Annotated in this window: 19 protein-coding genes, 1 tRNA gene and 1 other RNA gene; 13 read left to right on the forward strand and 8 right to left on the reverse strand. The window is 70.8% G+C overall.

Annotated elements, in window-relative coordinates:
• Positions 1-121: 121 nt before the first annotated feature.
• The gene (locus A4U64_RS22685) at positions 122-613 is read right to left on the reverse strand and encodes a DUF2231 domain-containing protein (RefSeq protein ID WP_029547105.1); all 492 of its coding nucleotides are present in this window, start codon (positions 611-613) and stop codon (positions 122-124) included.
• Positions 614-693: 80 nt separating this feature from the next.
• Between A4U64_RS22685 and A4U64_RS22690 the strand changes: the two genes are divergently transcribed.
• Positions 694-1,086, forward strand: coding sequence for a BlaI/MecI/CopY family transcriptional regulator (locus A4U64_RS22690; RefSeq protein ID WP_029547104.1), 393 nt, complete (start codon positions 694-696; stop codon positions 1,084-1,086).
• 2 nt (positions 1,087-1,088) lie between these two features.
• A complete protein-coding gene (locus A4U64_RS27900) occupies positions 1,089-1,967 on the forward strand; it encodes a M48 family metalloprotease (RefSeq protein WP_084648682.1) in 879 nt (292 codons plus the stop codon).
• Between the two features lie 45 nt (positions 1,968-2,012).
• Here the strand turns inward: A4U64_RS27900 and A4U64_RS22700 are convergent, their stop codons facing one another.
• Positions 2,013-2,468: a DUF6098 family protein gene (locus A4U64_RS22700; RefSeq protein WP_065923158.1), complete on the reverse strand. Its 456-nt coding sequence runs from the start codon at positions 2,466-2,468 to the stop codon at positions 2,013-2,015.
• Between the two features lie 408 nt (positions 2,469-2,876).
• Between A4U64_RS22700 and A4U64_RS28320 the strand changes: the two genes are divergently transcribed.
• Entirely contained in the window at positions 2,877-3,035 is a 159-nt protein-coding gene (locus A4U64_RS28320) for a hypothetical protein (RefSeq protein ID WP_157127600.1), read from the forward strand.
• 196 nt (positions 3,036-3,231) lie between these two features.
• Here the strand turns inward: A4U64_RS28320 and A4U64_RS22705 are convergent, their stop codons facing one another.
• Positions 3,232-4,521, reverse strand: coding sequence for an aminotransferase class I/II-fold pyridoxal phosphate-dependent enzyme (locus tag A4U64_RS22705; RefSeq protein ID WP_006943089.1), 1,290 nt, complete (start codon positions 4,519-4,521; stop codon positions 3,232-3,234).
• Positions 4,522-4,570: 49 nt separating this feature from the next.
• Positions 4,571-4,665, reverse strand: an RNA gene (gene ffs, locus A4U64_RS22710) — signal recognition particle sRNA small type.
• A 117-nt stretch (positions 4,666-4,782) separates the two neighbouring features.
• Between ffs and A4U64_RS22715 the strand changes: the two genes are divergently transcribed.
• Both A4U64_RS22715 and A4U64_RS22720 read left to right on the forward strand, forming a co-directional pair.
• Positions 4,783-4,870: transfer RNA gene (locus A4U64_RS22715), tRNA-Ser, on the forward strand.
• An 89-nt stretch (positions 4,871-4,959) separates the two neighbouring features.
• Positions 4,960-5,226: a DUF1905 domain-containing protein gene (locus A4U64_RS22720; RefSeq protein WP_065923159.1), complete on the forward strand. Its 267-nt coding sequence runs from the start codon at positions 4,960-4,962 to the stop codon at positions 5,224-5,226.
• 13 nt (positions 5,227-5,239) lie between these two features.
• Here A4U64_RS22720 and A4U64_RS22725 read toward each other — a convergent pair whose 3' ends face one another.
• Positions 5,240-6,232 (reverse strand): GmrSD restriction endonuclease domain-containing protein, encoded by a 993-nt coding sequence (locus A4U64_RS22725; RefSeq protein WP_065923160.1) that lies wholly within the window; start codon positions 6,230-6,232, stop codon positions 5,240-5,242.
• A 134-nt stretch (positions 6,233-6,366) separates the two neighbouring features.
• On the opposite strand from A4U64_RS22725, the gene A4U64_RS22730 reads away from it, so the two are divergent.
• The 4 genes from A4U64_RS22730 to A4U64_RS22745 all read left to right on the forward strand — a co-directional run bounded on the left by A4U64_RS22730 (position 6,367) and on the right by A4U64_RS22745 (position 10,084).
• Entirely contained in the window at positions 6,367-7,017 is a 651-nt protein-coding gene (locus tag A4U64_RS22730; RefSeq protein WP_029547091.1) for a YoaK family protein, read from the forward strand.
• Positions 7,018-7,077: 60 nt separating this feature from the next.
• The gene (locus A4U64_RS22735; RefSeq protein WP_174824754.1) at positions 7,078-7,890 is read left to right on the forward strand and encodes a helix-turn-helix domain-containing protein; all 813 of its coding nucleotides are present in this window, start codon (positions 7,078-7,080) and stop codon (positions 7,888-7,890) included.
• The gene (locus tag A4U64_RS22740; protein ID WP_065923161.1) at positions 7,887-8,444 is read left to right on the forward strand and encodes a TIGR03086 family metal-binding protein; all 558 of its coding nucleotides are present in this window, start codon (positions 7,887-7,889) and stop codon (positions 8,442-8,444) included. The genes A4U64_RS22735 and A4U64_RS22740 overlap by 4 nt, the downstream gene beginning before the upstream one ends.
• 107 nt (positions 8,445-8,551) lie before the next feature.
• Positions 8,552-10,084, forward strand: coding sequence for a metallophosphoesterase (locus A4U64_RS22745; RefSeq protein WP_050034408.1), 1,533 nt, complete (start codon positions 8,552-8,554; stop codon positions 10,082-10,084).
• A gap of 7 nt (positions 10,085-10,091) precedes the next feature.
• On the opposite strand, the gene A4U64_RS22750 is transcribed toward A4U64_RS22745, so the two are convergent.
• On the reverse strand, positions 10,092-10,979 hold the full coding sequence (locus tag A4U64_RS22750) for an LLM class flavin-dependent oxidoreductase (RefSeq protein WP_065923565.1): 888 nt from the start codon (positions 10,977-10,979) through the stop codon (positions 10,092-10,094).
• 124 nt (positions 10,980-11,103) lie between these two features.
• Between A4U64_RS22750 and A4U64_RS22755 the strand changes: the two genes are divergently transcribed.
• From A4U64_RS22755 to A4U64_RS22765, 3 genes are all read left to right on the forward strand, one after another.
• On the forward strand, positions 11,104-11,511 hold the full coding sequence (locus A4U64_RS22755) for a hypothetical protein (RefSeq protein ID WP_006943069.1): 408 nt from the start codon (positions 11,104-11,106) through the stop codon (positions 11,509-11,511).
• Between the two features lie 113 nt (positions 11,512-11,624).
• Positions 11,625-12,278 carry a superoxide dismutase family protein gene (locus A4U64_RS22760; RefSeq protein WP_006943067.1) on the forward strand — a complete coding sequence of 218 codons (654 nt, stop codon included), beginning with the start codon at positions 11,625-11,627 and terminating at the stop codon, positions 12,276-12,278.
• 138 nt (positions 12,279-12,416) lie between these two features.
• The gene (locus tag A4U64_RS22765) at positions 12,417-13,001 is read left to right on the forward strand and encodes a TetR/AcrR family transcriptional regulator (RefSeq protein ID WP_006943066.1); all 585 of its coding nucleotides are present in this window, start codon (positions 12,417-12,419) and stop codon (positions 12,999-13,001) included.
• A gap of 89 nt (positions 13,002-13,090) precedes the next feature.
• On the opposite strand, the gene A4U64_RS22770 is transcribed toward A4U64_RS22765, so the two are convergent.
• Together A4U64_RS22770 and A4U64_RS22775 are read right to left on the reverse strand one after the other, a co-directional pair.
• Positions 13,091-13,828 (reverse strand): 3-hydroxybutyrate dehydrogenase, encoded by a 738-nt coding sequence (locus A4U64_RS22770; protein ID WP_065923162.1) that lies wholly within the window; start codon positions 13,826-13,828, stop codon positions 13,091-13,093.
• Complete coding sequence (locus A4U64_RS22775) at positions 13,825-15,210, reverse strand: MFS transporter (protein WP_006943064.1); 1,386 nt, start codon at positions 15,208-15,210, stop codon at positions 13,825-13,827. The genes A4U64_RS22770 and A4U64_RS22775 overlap by 4 nt, the downstream gene beginning before the upstream one ends.
• A 123-nt stretch (positions 15,211-15,333) precedes the next feature.
• Between A4U64_RS22775 and A4U64_RS22780 the strand changes: the two genes are divergently transcribed.
• Positions 15,334-16,236, forward strand: a complete 903-nt coding sequence (locus A4U64_RS22780; protein WP_006943063.1) for a LysR family transcriptional regulator — start codon at positions 15,334-15,336, stop codon at positions 16,234-16,236.
• The last annotated feature ends 35 nt before the right edge of the window (positions 16,237-16,271 follow it).

Raw genomic sequence — 16,271 nt, forward strand, 5'->3', positions numbered from 1 at the left:
TCCGGGGAAACACGCCCCATGGGCTCGCGCGGTTCCATCGGATCGATCTCCGCCGAGGCGCGTTCGGTGTCGTAAGCGGGCCGCGGCCGGTGCGGGGCGCACGCGGGTGGCATTGAACAGGTCACGGCGACTCCCCCGCGGCGACGCCCACCCGGTCCTGCCAGGTGGCCTGCGCGCCGGAGTCGCCCACCCGATACACCTGAACCGTCGCGCCGACCCCGACGAGGACCGCGACGAGGGCGGTGACCACGGTCAGGAGCCGCACTCGTGCGGCCGGCATCGACCCACGCGAATCCAGCACGTGCAGGGCCCCGACCAGCATCGCCGCGGCGAACAGCCCAGCGGCGACGAACGGCATGGTGTCACCGAGCTCGGTATGGGTGTGCAGCAGTGCGGTGCTGTCGACCTGATGCTCCAGCGACTCACCGGCCTCGGCGGTCAGCGGGGTCAGGACGAGCAGTGCGGTGGCCAGCGCCGCAGTGGGCCACACGAGCCGCACACGGGCGGCGGGCCAGAGGGCCGAAAGGACGACTCCGACCGCCACGAGCGGCACCAACACTACGATGGCGTGCACGAACAGTATGTGCGCCGGGAGTCCGTTGATCTGGGACATGCTGCTCCTCGGGAGAGGGATGACCGGACATCTACTACTTTCTCGATAGTAGTAGATGTCCTGAGAGGAGCCTGAAACCGATGGCGCGGCGCCTACGCGGCACCCTGGAGCAGGAGATCGTCGACGTCCTTGCCGGCGCGGAAGAGCCGCTCACCGTGGCAAGGGTGAACGAGTTGCTGCCAGGAGCACTCGCCCACACCACCGTGATGACGACGCTGGCCCGCATGCACGGCAAGGGAATTCTGGACCGGACGCCATCCGGTCGTGGTTACGCGTATCGGCTCGCGGCACCGATCGAGACGCTCCCGGCTGCGCAGGCCGCCCGGGACATGCATCGGCTTCTCGACAAGTACGGCCGCCGCGCGGACGTGCTGGCCCGGTTCGTCGCGGAATTGACACCCGACGACGAGCGGATGCTGCTGAGGCTGCTCGGGCGCGAGGACGGCGAGCCGGACGAAGGGAGAGAGCCGTGATAATGCCTGCTGTCCTCGCTCCACTCGCGGTGGGAGCAGCGCTCGGTATCGGAGCCGAGCGCATCGCGGTACAGGCCCGGCCGGCGACAACGGTCCGGCTCCTACCTGTTCTCTCCGCTCTGTGCGCCCTGACATTGCTCTCGTCGGCGACTGCCGTGGCCCTCACGCTCATCCACCACCGGCCCGGCACGACATCCGTCGCAGTCGCGGCGATCCTCCTCACCGCCGCTCTGTGTGCCACAGCCGGGGGCCTGCGGCACCTCTGGCACGTCCGGCAGAACCTTTGCGCAGCAACTCGATTCTGCCGAATCCTCCCCCGGACGGAGGGCTACCTCCTCGCCCGGAGCCCGGTCGCCGACGCCTACTCCGTCCCCGGGCGAGGGGGCGGGATCGTCGTGACGACCGCCATGAAGTCGGCTCTCACCGAGGACGAACTGACCGTATTGCTCGCACACGAGCACGCCCACCTGCGGCACCATCATTCCCGGTGGATCCAGATCGCCGAGACGGCGGCCGCACTCCACCCGCTGCTGCGGCCGGTTCCCGACGTCGTTCGCCGGGCCGCGGAGCGGTGGGCCGACGAGGAAGCCGCCGCCGGTGGCCGTCGCGCGGCCGCCCAGGCCGTCGCCGCCGCAGCCGTCGCGAGAAGCCGCTCCCTCGAGGCTCATTCGTCGACCACGCTCTCGGTGGCGGGCGGTGACGTAGTCGAACGCGTGCACGCGCTGGTCGATCCGCCTCGGCTTCCGTGGGCTCGCACGGTCGCCGCGACGCTGATCGTGGCGATCGCGCTGGTGTCGTTCTCGGCTCTGCGGACAACGGATATCGTCCAGGACGTGCTTCTTCCGGAACACGAGACGCCCCACCTCGTCCTGCAGCGGTGAAGCCGAGCGGACGACGCCGGCCGCCCGCCTCACCGCCTTGTGGACTCACCGCCCTGGGGATTCCGCCTGCACGTCGAACCGCTCGTGATACCGCTGCTCCGCCTCCCGTAGCACCCTGGGACTGAGCCGCGCGTGCGGCTGGATGTCGATCACCAACGGTTCCTGGTCGGGTCCGCGGCCGACCATCGTCCCCTTGAGCAGCCAGAGGAAGCATCCGTCGGGCGTATGCCGCGTGGCGTACCGGTGGACCCGCCGTGCCACCCAGTCCTCGACGGGCCGACGCCACCACGGCTCCGGCGCGACCGGCACGACAGACCAACCAGGCAGGGTGACATTGCCTTCGACATCCCGCGTGGGGCCGTCCGCGGCGTCCGCGGCCGGTCCCGGTGAACAGCGCAGATAGATGAGCGGATCCCCCGCGACGAGAGCGGCGAGCTGATCGAGGCTCGCGATGACCTGCATGTCGTCGGGATCCGGATACATCTCCTCACGTGGCGCCATCGAGGTCCTCGGTTCGTCAGGCGACCGCAGGATTCGTCGGCGAGGAGCCGGCGACCTGCGCGAGAAATTCGTGCCGGCACTTCGCGCGTTCCGAGTCCTGCGACCTAGCGATGGTGGCTCCCTCCGTCGACGGTCCTTCACGGACGCCGTCCGGATACCCGGTACCCGGCGCGCTACTCCCGGTCCGCGGTCGACAGGGGCTCCCCCGACCAGTGCGCCTGGGGTGGGATCCGGTGACGCGAACGCCGACTCGAGCGCCTCGGCGATCCTTCGGTACCCGATCTCCGGTTGGGATGGTCTCTGTGATCGAGCAGCGGTGGGATCCGCGCCACCGGCGGAACCCTTGAAGGGTGTGGGCGGGCACAGAACGCAGGCCGGACGCACCATGTGCGCGCGTATCGTTCGCCTATGGCACTGCACGGTGACGAATCCGAGTACACCCGCGTTCTCGAGGACGTTCAGGCCCTCGTCGCACACGCGATCGGTGCCGGGAACTCGGCCGACAGCGTCCGGGAGTTCTGGCGCGAGCAGATCGACCGCTACGTCGAGGACGCGGCCACCGGCTGAATGTCACACGCGTTCGATGTGACCGAAGCGATGTGACATTCGGCCAGGACGACCGGGCCGTGACGGCGAGAATTGCCCGCGGCCCGACGGACGCCGAGCCGAGTTGTCCACCGCTTGTCCACAGAGTTGTCCACAGGTGGGGGAAACACCCGTAGGCCCCGGTCGCCGCGTGACGACCGGGGCCTACGGGGAGGAGCTACTTGCCCAGGGCCTTCTCGGTCGCCGCGAGCAGCACGCACGTCGCGACGCCGTCCATGGCGGTGGCGAGTTCGTTCAGCGACGGGAAGCTCGGGGCGAGCCGGATGTTCTTGTCCTCGGGGTCGTTCTTGTACGGGAACGCCGACCCGGCCGCGGTCAGCGCGATCCCCGCGTTCTTCGCGAGGGAGATGACCCGCTTGGCGGTGCCCTCCACCACGTCGAGGCTGATGAAGTAGCCGCCCTTCGGCTCGGTCCAGGACGCCACCTTCGACGGCCCGAGCCGGTCCTCGAGGATCTTCAGCACGAGCGCGAACTTCGGTGCGAGGAGCTCGCGATGCTTGGCCATGTGGGCCCGCACCCCGTCGGCATCACCGAAGAAGCGCAGATGACGCAGCTGGTTGACCTTGTCCGGGCCGATGGTCTTGATACCCAGGAACTTCTCGTACCACGCCAGGTTCTCGGCCGAGCTGCCGAAGAAGCTGACGCCGGCGCCGGCAAAGGTGATCTTGGATGTCGAGGCGAGGACGAACACGCGGTTCGGGTGCCCGGCCTCGGCCGCCATGCCCAGGATGTCCAGGGCGGGGGCGGCCTCCTCGACCAGGGGATGCACGGCGTACGCGTTGTCCCAGAAGATCCGGAAGTCCGGCGCGGCGGTCGGCATCGACGCCAGTTCGCGGGCGGCGCGCTCGGAGTACACGGCGCCGGTCGGGTTCGAGTAGGTGGGCACCGCCCACATGCCCTTGATCTGCGGGTCCGAGCCGACGAGCGCGGCGATCTTCGCCAGGTCCGGCCCGTCGTCGTGCATGGGCACCGGGATCATCTCGATCCCGTACGACTCGGTGATCGCGAAGTGCCGGTCGTAGCCGGGCGCGGGGCACAGGAACCTGACGACGGGTTCCTGGGACCACGGGCGCGGTGAATCCACCGTGCCGTGCAGCAACGACGCCACGACCAGGTCGTGCATGATCTCGAGGCTGGCGTTGTTGCCGGCGATCAGGTTCTCGGTGGGGATGCCCAGGAGCTCCCCGAAGATGGCGCGCAGCTCGGGCAGTCCGCGCAGGCCGCCGTAGTTACGGCAGTCCGTGCCGGACGCGTCGCGGTAGTCGTCGACCCCGGGCAGCGACAGCAACTCCGCGGAGAGGTCCAGCTGCTCGGGGGACGGCTTGCCGCGAGTCAGGTCCAGCGTCAGCTTCTCGGCTTCGAGTCGCGCGTAGTTGTGGGACTGGCGCTCGTGCTCTGCGACGAGTTCCTCATGGCTCATCAACCCAATCTGGGTTTGGGTAGGCATGCGGAAGGACCTTTCACCGCGCCCAACGGCACGGGCATCGGCATCGGAAGCTAGGGGACCCCGCGCACCCGGCAGAGCCCGTTGACCCTTGCTGCCTTCCGGCCCTGGGGGAGTTCACAGGATGCGCGCCGCGCGGGATCCATCGGCCAGTGTAGACAAACATCGCTCCGAACCGTGAATCGGCACCGCCACACCCCGCCGAAACCCGCGGCGACCTCCCCGTTTGGCAACCACCAGGTCATATTCGGTATGCTTCCCCACGGAGGATTCGCCTAGTGGCCTATGGCGCTCGCCTGGAACGCGGGTTGGGTTAACGCCCTCAGGGGTTCAAATCCCCTATCCTCCGCCACGGGGAAGCCCCTGTGATCCGCAGCTTCGCGGATCACAGGGGCTTTTTCGCTTCCCTGTCGTGTCGGCCCCACCCTCTAGCCTCGCGGCATGCGCTTCTCCGGCATCGTCGAGGTCTTTCCCGGCCCGGGCGGCTGGCACTACCTCGACGTGCCGGCCCGGATCGTCGAGGCCGTGACGAGCGTCGCCGTACGCGGACTGATCCCGGTACGCGCCCGCATGGGCGGCACCGAGTGGGACACGTCCCTGCAGCCGCGGGGCGACGGCCGGCATTTCCTCGCGTTGAAGAGGTCGGTGCGCGCCGCCGAGTCGGTCGAGGTGGGCGACACGGTGACGATCACGGTCGCGGAGCGCTGACGCGCCGGGCGGCTCACTCGCAGGCGACACCGTCCCGGTCACCGTCCATCTCCTCGCTGTACCCGGGCTGACCGGCGTACAGCGGCGCGGCGCCGGCGGCCCGCGCCTCGGCGCAGTTGCGGTAGGTCGCGGCGGCGGCCGGCGGCGATGCCACCGACGGGGCCGGTTCCGGCGCCACGGTCGCGGCAGGCGCGGCGGGCACGGGCGCCGGAGCGGCGGCGCCGCACTCGGTGAGGACGCGGACCATCGCGTCGTGCTCGGCCTGGGTCACCCACAGCTGATAGAGGGCCTTGACCTCGATCTGCCGCGCGACGTACGTGCACCGGTAGGACCGGTTCGGCGGCAGCCAGGTCGCGGCGTCGCCGTCGCCCTTCTGCTGGTTGGCGTCGCCGTCGACGGCCTGCAGGTTGCGGGGATCGTTGGCGAAGTTCGCGCGGGTCTGCTGGTCGAGCTGCTGGGCACCCTTCTGCCACGCGTCGGACAGCGCGACGACATGGTCGATCTGCACGTCGGCGGAGGTGTCCTGGCCACGGCGGAACTCGATGGTCGTGCCGGTGTAGGCGTCGTGGAGGGTGCCGAAGAGGACCACGCAGTCCCGGGTGGCGGTCTTGTAGGTGATGTCGACGAGGTCGCGCCGCAGGATTTCGTTGCGGGTGTCGCAGCCGTTGCGGCCGCCGTCGACGTCGACGTCGTCGCTCCACGCCGGGCCGAAGAGTTCGCGGTCGTAACCGGTCTTGGGCGCTCGCCCCTTGACCGGCAGCGTCGCGAGCGTGGCCAGCGCCGACGAGGCGGATGCGTCCGCGGGAACGTGGGTCGGCGCCGGTGCGGGGGCCGGGGGCGGGGTGGTCGTCACCGTCGGGGTCGCGGCGACGGTGGGCGCGTGCGCCGGGGTGGCGGTGTCCGTTGCTGCGGCGCATCCGGTCAGCAGCAGGGCCGCCGCGGCGAGTCCGGCGCTCCATCCCCGCCTGCGGTGGTTCGGGGACTGGCGGGACGGTGAGGCGAACACGCTGGGTACTCCTGGGGGCGGGATGCGGTACGGCGGCACCCTCCGCGGGGGAACGAAAGGGCGTCTCCCGGAGGTCGTACCGGACATCCCTTTCGTTACCAGAGGTAACAGCACAAGGTGATTACGATTTGTCCGTGGTCGGATACGGCAGACAACTCACGGCCCTCGCCATCGCGCTGTCCGGCCTCGCCGGATTCGTCGACGCGCTCGGCTTCATCACCCTCGGGGGCGTGTTCGTGTCGTTCATGAGCGGCAACTCCACGCGCATGAGCGTCGGCCTGGCCGACGGCGCCTGGGGCCAGGCGGCCCTCACCGCCGGCATCATCGGGCTCTTCCTCGTCGGTGTCGTCCTCGGCGGGGTGGTGGCGCAACTGTCCGACCGCAGCCGGCGCGCCCGCAAGACCGCCGTCCTCGCCGCGGTATCCGCGCTGCTGCTACTCGGTGCGCTCGCCCACACGGCGGGGTGGACGCCCGTCGCGGTGGTGGCGATGACCCTCGCCATGGGCGCGGAGAACTCGGTGTTCCAGCGCGACGGCGAGGTGAGCGTGGCCCTGACGTACATGACCGGGGCGCTCGTCAAGATCGGGCAGCGGCTCGCGGCCGCGCTGTTCGGCGGGCCCCGCTGGAGCTGGCTGCCGTACCTGGGCCTGTGGCTGGGCCTGGTGACCGGCGCCGTCGGCGGTGCCCTCGCGCATCGGGCGTTCGGACTGCACGCCCTGTGGGTCGCCACCGCGGTCGCCGTCGCACTCACCGTCGCGGTGCGGCACCTGCCGTACCGGCCGTGACGGAAGCCGGTTCCCCACGCAGGCAGCGATTGTCGGAGCCTGCGCCTACGCTCGTGGGCCATGAGGTGGTATGTGCCGAGCACTCCCAGCGCGGACCTCGCCGAGCACCTGGTGTGCGTGTGGTCGGCGGTCTCCGACGGGCAGAGTCACCTCCTCGTTCCGGACGGATGCGTCGACGTCCTGTGGATCGCCGGCGTCGGCATTCGCGTGTGCGGTCCGGAAACGTCCGCGTGGTCGTTCACCCTGCCGCCCGGCGTCGTCTCCGCCGGCGTGCGGTTCCGCCCCGGTCTCGCCTCGTTCGCCCTGCGCGCGTCGGCCGCGCAACTCCGCGATACCCGCGTCGGGTTGGACGACCTGATCGGCTCGGCCGGGGCCAGACCACTCGCCGACCGGCTCGACAACGCCCGGACCGCCCCCGAACGGCTCGAGGTGTTCCAATCCGCGGTGCGGCGCTGGCTCGCGCACGGCCTTGCCCCCGACCCGCTGATCGGGCACCTCCGGCAGGCACTGTCCGGGCACTCGTGGAGCGTCGGCACGCTCGCCGACACCGCCGCACTCACCGAGCGTCAGCTGCAGCGCCGCTGCAACGAGGCGTTCGGGTACGGCCCGGCCACGTTGCGATCGATTCTTCGCCTGCAACGGTTCATGGCCCTCGCCGACGCCGGTCCCGGGCGCGGACTGGCCGAACTCGCATCGGTCGCCGGCTACAGCGACCAGTCGCACCTGAACCGTGAGGCCCGCAGGATCTCCACCCTGACGCCCACCGCCCTGCTCGCCGGCGAGGCACCACGGTGGCACGGCCCGGGCTCGGCACTCGATGTCCGAAGTATCCAATCCCTCGGCGACCTCGGGGCGGAAGAATTCGCGGCATGACCGAGACCCTCTCCCCCGCCCGTCACTACCGCGAACTCGCGGCGAAGTTCACCACACGCGTCGAGGCCGTGCCGGCCGACCGGTGGGACGCGCCGTCGCCCTGCGAGGGCTGGACCGCCCGCGACGTGCTGCGGCACGTCGTCGACACGCAGCGGCAGATCGTCACCGTCGTCGGCCTGGAACTGCCCGCCTGCCCCTCGCCGGACACCGACCCGGCCGGCGCGTGGGCCGCCACCCGCGACGGCATGCAGGCGATCCTCGACGATCCGCAGCGCGCCGGCCTCGAGTACGACGGCCACTTCGGCCGCACCACCCTCGCCGCGACCGTCGCGCGGTTCTACAACTTCGACCTCGTCGTGCACGGCTGGGACATCGCCCGCGCCGCCGGCCTGGACGACTCCGTCGACGACGAGGATCTCGACTTCGTGGAGGCGACGGCGCAGGCCCTGGGCGACTCGATCCGTATGGAGGGGGTCTGCGGGCCCGCCGTCGAGGTGCCCGCGGACGCCGACCGGCGGACCCGGGTGCTCGCGCACCTGGGCCGTCGCGCCTGATCGGCGGTAGCGCCGCGCCTGATCGGCGGTGGCGTTGCGCCTGATCGGCGGTGGCGTTGCGCCTGATCGGCGGTGGCGTCGCGCCTGATCAGCGGTAGCGTCGGGGCATGCGCGCCCCGGGCTCCTGGCTTCCGGTGTCGTTGCTGGCTGTGGCCGCCCTCCTGTCCGGCCCCGCCGGGGCGGCACCGTCGGTGCCCGCGCCCGTCACGTCCGTCGGCATCCCGGCGACGGGACTGACCACCGACGTCCCGGCGACGTCTGCGACGATGTACGCGGGCGTGACCGACTCGGCGGACCCACCGCTCCCGCGCGACGTCGCCGAGAGCGGCGCCCCGGTGTCCGTCGGCGACAAGTTCGACGAATATCCCTATGTCCGTTACGAACTCGAATTCCCCGCCGGAACCGAGGCGGTGACGCTCCGGTGGCAGGGCCGCAGCGTCAACCTCGACGACCTCGCCCTGCACGTGCGCACGGGCCGATCGTGGGGCGAGCCGCGCGCCGTGGCCCGGCCCGCAGCGCCCGGCGGACCGATCGTGCTCGAGGCCCGGATCACCGGCATCGCCGGCCGCGTGGAGATCCTGGTGATCGACGGGCCCCGTCGCGACCGGGGTTTCCGCGACGCCAACGCCGTACCGGACCAGGCGTTCGCCGATCCGGCGGACTACGACTTCGCTATCCAGCACCTCACCGACACCCAGTACCTCGCCCGCGACGACACCGCCGCCTTCCGGGCCATGACGACCTGGACGGCGCAGCAGGCCCGCGACCGGAAGATCGCGTACACCGTGCACACCGGGGACCTGATCCAGTCGTGGATCCGGCCGGGCGCCCCGGACGCCCGCGCCCGCGCGGAGTTCGAGGTCGCGTCGGAGGCGATGGGAATCCTCGAGGCGGCCGGGATGCCCTACGGGGTCCTGCCCGGCAACCACGACAACCTGTGGAACGTCGCGGGCCGGCTCGTGCCGGGCGAGCACGAACGCAACCACGCGCTGTACAACGAGTACTTCGGGCCGCAGCGGTTCCGGGACCGGCCGCAGTGGGGCGACTCGGTGACCGACACCGACAACTCGGCGCACTACGACCTGTTCGAGATCGCCGGCGCCCGGTTCCTCGTCCTCTACATCGGCTACAACCCGGCGGAGCACGTGATGCGCTGGGCCGAGCAGGTGCTGGCCGCCCATCCGGACCGCAACACGATCGTCGCCGCGCACTACTACCTGGACGAGGACGGGCGCCTACGGATGAGCGGATTCGGCGACATCGGCGGCAGTTCGGGCCAGCAGATCTGGAACCGGCTCGTCGTGCCGCACGAGTCGGTGTTCATGGTGCTGTCCGGGCACGTGGACGGGCAGACGACCGTGACCGACCGCCCGATCCCCGGCAGCGACCGGCGCGTGGTCGAGATGCTCGCCGACTATCAGTACTTCCTCGTCGACGGTCGACGCGCGACGGCGTTCCAGCGGTTGCTGCAGTTCGATCTCGACGACGGCACGGTCGCCGTCACCACCCACTCCCCCGCGCTCGACAGCTTCCGGGTGGAGGACCACGACCCGCGGCGCCGCTACACGCCGGAGGACGGCGACTTCGTGGTGGACGTGCAACTGCGCGCCGGCGTGCCGCGTGCGGTACTCCCCGGCTGAGTCCGGATCACCTTGCCGCCGAGACGAGTTCGCGGACGCGCGGCGCGACCTCCTGCGCGAATCGCTCGATGTCGGGGCGGGCATCGGTGCCGAGCACGAAGCCGCTGATGCCGTGGCGCAGGGTCAGCTCCGCGAGCTGCTCCGCCCACACGGCGGGCGGCCCGGCGAGGAACCCGCCGTCCGCACCGCCGTCGAATCGGCCGCTGATGTTGTAGAGCCGGCGGATCTCGCGCGGGTCCCGGCCGGCGTCCACAGCCGCCTCGTCGACCCTCCTCGACATCTCGGCGAGCCGGTCCGGCGAAGCGGCGAACGCGCTGGGCAGCCACCCGTCGGCGGCGCGTCCGGTGAGGGCGAGCATGCGAGGACCGTAGGCGCCGAGCCAGATTCCGATGTCGTGGGCGGGCGCCGGGCCGCGCTTGGCGCCGGCGAGACGGTAGTGGGTGCCGTCGACGCGGGCGCCACCCCGGCGGTCGGCCCACAGCTCCCGGATGACGGTGATCGCCTCCTCCAGCGCGTCGACGGCTTCGCCCGTGGTGCGGTGCGGTCCGCCGTTCGCGGCGATCGCGTCCCAGTAGGCGCCCGCGCCGAGGCCCAGCTCCACGCGTCCGCCGCTGAGGCGGTCGAGGGAGGCCGCGCTGCGCGCGAGGATCGCCGGGCCGCGCAGCGGCAGGTTCGCCACGTTCGGCGCCACGAGTACCCGCGTCGTCCGCGCGGCGACCCAGGTCAGCAGGGTCCAGGCGTCGAGGAAACGGGCCTGGTACGGGTGGTCCTGGAAGGTGACCAGGTCCAGGCCGGCGCGTTCGGAGGCGACCGCGAGGTCGACGACCGCGGCAGGGTTCTCGGCGGCCGGCGTGAGGAAGCTGCCGAAGAGGAGCTTCCGGCCGTACTCGGGCATGGCGTCCTCCCGGTGGTGAGCCGACCGCTTCATCGTGCTGCATCCGGACGGCCGTGGGAAGTTTGCCGCCACCGTCACGGGGAATGCGGGATAATCGGTCACATTCGATCCTCCGGAGGTTCCCGTGCGACTGAGCAACGTTCCGCTCCGGCTGGCCACCGGTGCTTTCATCCTCAATTCCGGGCTGGGCAAGCGCGATCTCCCGCCCGAGGCCGCCGCAGGGCTGCAGGACATGGCGAGCAAGGCGCTCCCCCGGCTCGGGAAGATGCGGCCGGAGACGTTCGGCCAGGCCCTGTCGACCGCTGAGATCGGCGTCGGCACCCTGCTGCTGGCGCCCGTCGTCTCCCCCGTCGTGGCCGGCGCCGCGCTGACCGCGTTCAGTTCGGGTCTGCTCGCGATGTACTGGCGGATGCCCGGCATGCACGAGGGCGGATCGTTCCGCCCGACCCAGCAGGGCACGCCGATCGCCAAGGACGTCTGGCTCCTCGGGGCGGGCCTGTCCCTGATCATCAGCGGGGTGAGCAGGACCTGACCGAGCGGGACCGCGGCGGTGCAGGTCCGGCAGGTGTGCCCCTGTCTCACCGTGCCACGGGTGAGCGCTCCGCCGGAGGTTCAACGCGGCGCACCAGGGGGTAACGCCGAATCATGAACACACGACGTACAACCTTGATCGCAGGCGTGTCCCTGACCGCACTCGTCGCCGCCGGATGCGGCGGCGACGACGCCTCGACGGACAACCAGGCCACCGTCGAGACGCCTCCCGCGTCTTCGGAAACGACGACCACCGGCATGCCCACCCCCCTGCCCGGCACGGATGGAGTGGCCTTCCAGCTGCCCGGGGAAGGTGGTGGCGACGACAACGCCTACACCTACGACGAAGCCGCCGTCCCGGTGGGGTCGACCGTGACCGTCGAATCCGAAGAGGAAGACGGCCGCACGACGGTCACGCTCAACGCAACCGGTCTTGCGCCCACCCGCGACTTCGGCGTGCACGTACACACGCAGCCGTGCGGGCCACAACCGTCGGATGCGGGGCCGCACTATCAGAACAACGTGGACCCCGCGGCCACCCCGCAATCTCCGTCGACGGATCCGGCCTACGCGAACCCCCGGAACGAGATCTGGCTCGACATCACCACCGACGGCGACGGCAACGCCCAGACGTCGACGACGGTCGACTGGGCGGTCCGCGACGGTGAGGCCGCATCCGTGGTACTCCACGCGCAGCGCACCAGGACCGGTCCCGGCGAGGCCGGCATGGCCGGTGATCGCCTGGCCTGCATCGACGAGAACTTCTGACGAACGCCGGCGGTCCTGGAACCGCCCGGCCGCACGCGGCACCGCAGGTGGTGCAGCGACGGTCGCCGACACCGCCCCGAGGTGCGGGGTCGATGCCCCATACCGACGTATGGAGATGCGCGCAGGTACGGTGCATCCATGCGCGCGCGCCCCTATGCCACCACCAGCCCCACGCGTCTCGCCGCGGCCCTGCTCGAGGTCGCGGCGCGGATCGGGCTCGACGGCGCCAGCGTGCGCGAGGTGGCCAGCCATGCAGGTGTATCGATCGGCGCCGTGCAGCACCACTTCCCTACCAAGGACGAGATGCTCGCCTACTCGTTCCGCGCGCTCGCCGAACGGGTGCTGACGCGGCTGAGCACCGTCGACCCCGACATCGATCCGGCGCGCACCCTGTTCGCGGCGCTGAGCCAGCTGCTGCCGCTCGACGACCAGCGCACCGCCGAGGCGCACGTGATGGCGGCGTTCACCGTGCGGGCCGCGACGTCGCCGTCGTTGAGCACGATCCGGCACACGACGCTGTTCACGATGCGCACCGCGGTCTCCGCCGTCCTGATCCGGATGGGCACCGCGGAGCCCGAGACCCGGGCGGCGCTCCTGCTGGCCGCGGTCAACGGCCTGGCCCTCGACGCCGTCGCCAGCCCGGAGCTGTATCCGCCGGAGTACCTCACCCACGCGCTGCACACCCAGATCCAGCTGTCGCTCGACGGCGCCGACGCCCACTGATCGCCTTCGAAAATGCCTGTGGCCGAATGTCACACGCGTTCGATCTGATCGACGCGATGTGACATTCGGCCACACACACAGGGGGTGGGTCAGCGGGCGGTCCAGCCGCCGTCCATCGTGTAGGAGGCGCCGGTGACCATGCCGGCGTCGTCCGAGGCCAGCCACGCGACGAGGGAGGCCACCTCCCCGGGTTCGACGAGCCGCTTGATCGCCGGCTCGGTGAGCAGCACGTCGGCGAGCACTCGCTCCTCGTCGATGCCGTGCAGCCGGGCCTGGTCGCTGATCTGCTTCTCCACCAACGGCGTTCGCACATAGCCCGGGTTGACGCAGTTGCTGGTGACGCCGTGCGGACCGCCCTCGAGGGCCGTGACCTTCGACAGCCCCTCGAGGCCGTGCTTGGCGGTGACGTACGCGGACTTGAAGGCCGACGCCCGCAGGCCGTGCACCGACGACACGTTGACGATGCGCCCGAATGCCCGGTCGTACATGTGCGGCAGGGCCGCCTTCACGAGGAGGAAGGGCACCTCCACCATCAGGGTCTGGATCCGGCGGAAGTCGGTGAGGGCGAACTCCTCGATCGGGCGGACGACCTGGATGCCGGCGTTGTTGACGAGGATGTCGACCTCGAGCCGGAGCCCGTCGAGCTGGTCGGTGTCGAGCAGGTCCACCGCCCACGCCTGCCCGCCGATCTCGTGGGCGAGGGTCTTGGCGGCGACCTCGTCGACGTCGGCGACGGTGACCTGCACGCCGCGGGCGCCCAGTTCCCGGGCGCACGCCGCCCCGATGCCGCCGGCGCCGCCGGTGATCAGCGCGGTGCGGGCACTCATGCGGACACCGCCGTCTTCTCGGCGCCGACGGCGCGGGCATCCGCGGCATCGATGTCGCGCAGGCTGATGCCCTTGGTTTCGCGGGCGGCGACGACGGCGATGATCGTCACCACGGACGCCACGGCCAGGTAGATCGCGATGGGCACAGCGCTGCCGTAGCGGCTGAGCAGCGCGGTCGCGATGATCGGCGCGAGCGAGCCGGCGACGATGGAGGTCACCTGGTAGCCGAGCGAGACACCCGCGTAGCGCATGCGGGTCGGGAACATCTCGGCCATGATCGCGGGCTGGCCGGCGTACATGAAGGCGTGGAACACCAGTCCGATGACGATGGCGGACATGACGAGGGCGTTGTGCCCGCTGTCCATCATCGGGAAGGCGAAGAAGCCCCACGTGCCGGCGGTGACGGCACCGACCATGTACACCGGGCGGCGGCCGAAGGTGTCGGACAGGCGCCCGACGACGGGGATGATCGCGAAGTGCACGGCGTGCGCGGCGAGCATCCACCACAGGATGGTGGAGGTGTTCGCACCGACGACCACCTTGAGATAGGTGATCGAGAACGTGACGACGAGGTAGTACATGACGTTCTCGGCGAAGCGCAGACCCATGGCGGTGAACACGCCGCGCGGGTATCGCTTGACGACCTCGACGACGCTGTACGAGCTGGACTTGATCTGCTCGGCCTCACGCTGGGCCTCGAGGAAGATCGGCGCGTCGGTGACCTTGGTGCGGATGTAGTAGCCGACCAGCACGATGACGGCCGACAGCCAGAACGCGATACGCCAGCCCCACGAGAGGAACGCCGCGTCGGACAGCGTGGTGGTCAGGATCAGCAGGACGACGGTGGCGACGAGATTGCCCATCGGCACGCCGGCCTGCGGCCACGACGCCCAGAAGCCGCGCGAACGGTTGGGGCTGTGCTCGGCGACGAGCAGCACCGCGCCGCCCCACTCGCCGCCCACGGCGAAGCCCTGGACGAAACGCAGCGTGACGAGCAGCGCGGGCGCCCAGTAGCCGATGGCACCGAAAGTGGGCAGACAGCCCATGAGGAAGGTGGCGACGCCGACGAGCACGAGGCTGGTCTGCAGCAGCTTCTTGCGGCCGAACTTGTCGCCGAAGTGGCCGAACACGACGCCGCCGAGGGGCCGCGCGACGAAGCCGACGGCGTAGGTGACGAACGCGGCGATGATGGCGTCGAGCTCGTTGCCGTTGTCGGGGAAGAAGACCTTGGAGAACACCAGGGTGGCGGCGGTGCCGTAGAGGAAGAACTCGTACCACTCGACGACGGTGCCGGCCATCGACGCGCCGACGACCTTGCGCAGGCCCGAGGCGGGGGTCTCGTCCGGTGTACGGCCGTCGGGCCGTGCCTGTTCGACGCTCATGGGTTCGTCCTCCTCGGTTCGACTGTGACGGGCAACACTTCTGAACGCATGTGCCGAGTATTGATGCACAGATCTGCATGCACAATGACGCGATCCGCAGAGCAGATCTGCAAGAATGCACACATGAGCGCGCCGTCGGCCGATGACCTGCTGGTTCTGCTGGCCGTCGGCCGCACGGGCCGCTTCACGACCGCCGCCGACGACCTCGGCGTCAACCACACCACCATCGCCCGTCGTATCGCGGCGCTGGAGAAGAGCCTCGGCGGGCGCGTGCTGGCCCGCGCGTCGGGCGGATGGGAGCTCACCGAGCTCGGCCGCTCGGCCCTCGCCGCGGCCGAGCGGATCGAGGCCGCCGTCGCCGGGCTGGCCGGACCCGACGGGGACCGCGGGCTCGAGGGCGTCGTCCGGGTCTCGGCGACCGACGGCTTCAGCGCCTACATCGCGGCCCCGGCCGGTGCGCTGGTGCGGCGACGGCACCCGGGCGTGGCGGTGGAGATCGTCGCGGCCACGCGTCGCGCGTCGCAGCAGCGGTCCGGCCTCGACCTCGAGGTGGTGGTGGGACGCCCCCAGGTGCACCGCGCCGAGGCGCACCGGCTGGCCGACTACACCCTCGGCCTGTACGCGGCGCGGGACTACGTCGCCGAACACGGTGCCCCGACGACGGTGCGTGAGCTGAGCCGTCATCCCCTGGTGTACTTCATCGACTCGATGCTGCAGGTCGACGACCTGGACCTGGCCCGTCGCATCGCCCCGGACATGCACGAGTCGGTGAGCTCGACCAACGTGTTCGTCCACGTCGAGGCGACCCGCGCCGCGGCCGGGCTCGGGCTGCTGCCGTGCTTCATGGCCGACCGGCACGCCGACCTGGTGCGGATCCTCCCCGGGGAGGTGGAGGCGCGGCTGAACTACTGGATGGTGGCGCGGTCGGAGACGCTGCGCCGGCCGGAGGTCGCCGCCGTCGTCGCGGCGATCCGCGAGACCGTGCACGCCCAGCGCTCCGTCCTGCTCGGCCGGCCCGTCGCGTGACCCACCGGCGTGCAGGTGACCGAATGTGACATCAC

Source organism: Rhodococcus sp. WB1, from assembly GCF_001700945.1.
GTDB lineage: Bacteria > Actinomycetota > Actinomycetes > Mycobacteriales > Mycobacteriaceae > Rhodococcus > Rhodococcus aetherivorans.

Bases quoted from the DNA above. Each gene is read 5' to 3' on its own strand.
- A4U64_RS22685 (WP_029547105.1), bottom strand. From the start codon at position 613: ATGTCCCAGATCAACGGACTCCCGGCGCACATACTGTTCGTGCACGCC.
- A4U64_RS22690 (WP_029547104.1), top strand. From the start codon at position 694: ATGGCGCGGCGCCTACGCGGCACCCTGGAGCAGGAGATCGTCGACGTC.
- A4U64_RS27900 (WP_084648682.1), top strand. From the start codon at position 1,089: ATGCCTGCTGTCCTCGCTCCACTCGCGGTGGGAGCAGCGCTCGGTATC.
- A4U64_RS22700 (WP_065923158.1), bottom strand. From the start codon at position 2,468: ATGGCGCCACGTGAGGAGATGTATCCGGATCCCGACGACATGCAGGTC.
- A4U64_RS28320 (WP_157127600.1), top strand. From the start codon at position 2,877: ATGGCACTGCACGGTGACGAATCCGAGTACACCCGCGTTCTCGAGGAC.
- A4U64_RS22705 (WP_006943089.1), bottom strand. From the start codon at position 4,521: ATGCCTACCCAAACCCAGATTGGGTTGATGAGCCATGAGGAACTCGTC.
- A4U64_RS22720 (WP_065923159.1), top strand. From the start codon at position 4,960: ATGCGCTTCTCCGGCATCGTCGAGGTCTTTCCCGGCCCGGGCGGCTGG.
- A4U64_RS22735 (WP_174824754.1), top strand. From the start codon at position 7,078: ATGAGGTGGTATGTGCCGAGCACTCCCAGCGCGGACCTCGCCGAGCAC.
- A4U64_RS22740 (WP_065923161.1), top strand. From the start codon at position 7,887: ATGACCGAGACCCTCTCCCCCGCCCGTCACTACCGCGAACTCGCGGCG.
- A4U64_RS22745 (WP_050034408.1), top strand. From the start codon at position 8,552: ATGCGCGCCCCGGGCTCCTGGCTTCCGGTGTCGTTGCTGGCTGTGGCC.
- A4U64_RS22750 (WP_065923565.1), bottom strand. From the start codon at position 10,979: ATGCCCGAGTACGGCCGGAAGCTCCTCTTCGGCAGCTTCCTCACGCCG.
- A4U64_RS22760 (WP_006943067.1), top strand. From the start codon at position 11,625: ATGAACACACGACGTACAACCTTGATCGCAGGCGTGTCCCTGACCGCA.
- A4U64_RS22765 (WP_006943066.1), top strand. From the start codon at position 12,417: ATGCGCGCGCGCCCCTATGCCACCACCAGCCCCACGCGTCTCGCCGCG.
- A4U64_RS22770 (WP_065923162.1), bottom strand. From the start codon at position 13,828: ATGAGTGCCCGCACCGCGCTGATCACCGGCGGCGCCGGCGGCATCGGG.
- A4U64_RS22775 (WP_006943064.1), bottom strand. From the start codon at position 15,210: ATGAGCGTCGAACAGGCACGGCCCGACGGCCGTACACCGGACGAGACC.
- A4U64_RS22780 (WP_006943063.1), top strand. From the start codon at position 15,334: ATGAGCGCGCCGTCGGCCGATGACCTGCTGGTTCTGCTGGCCGTCGGC.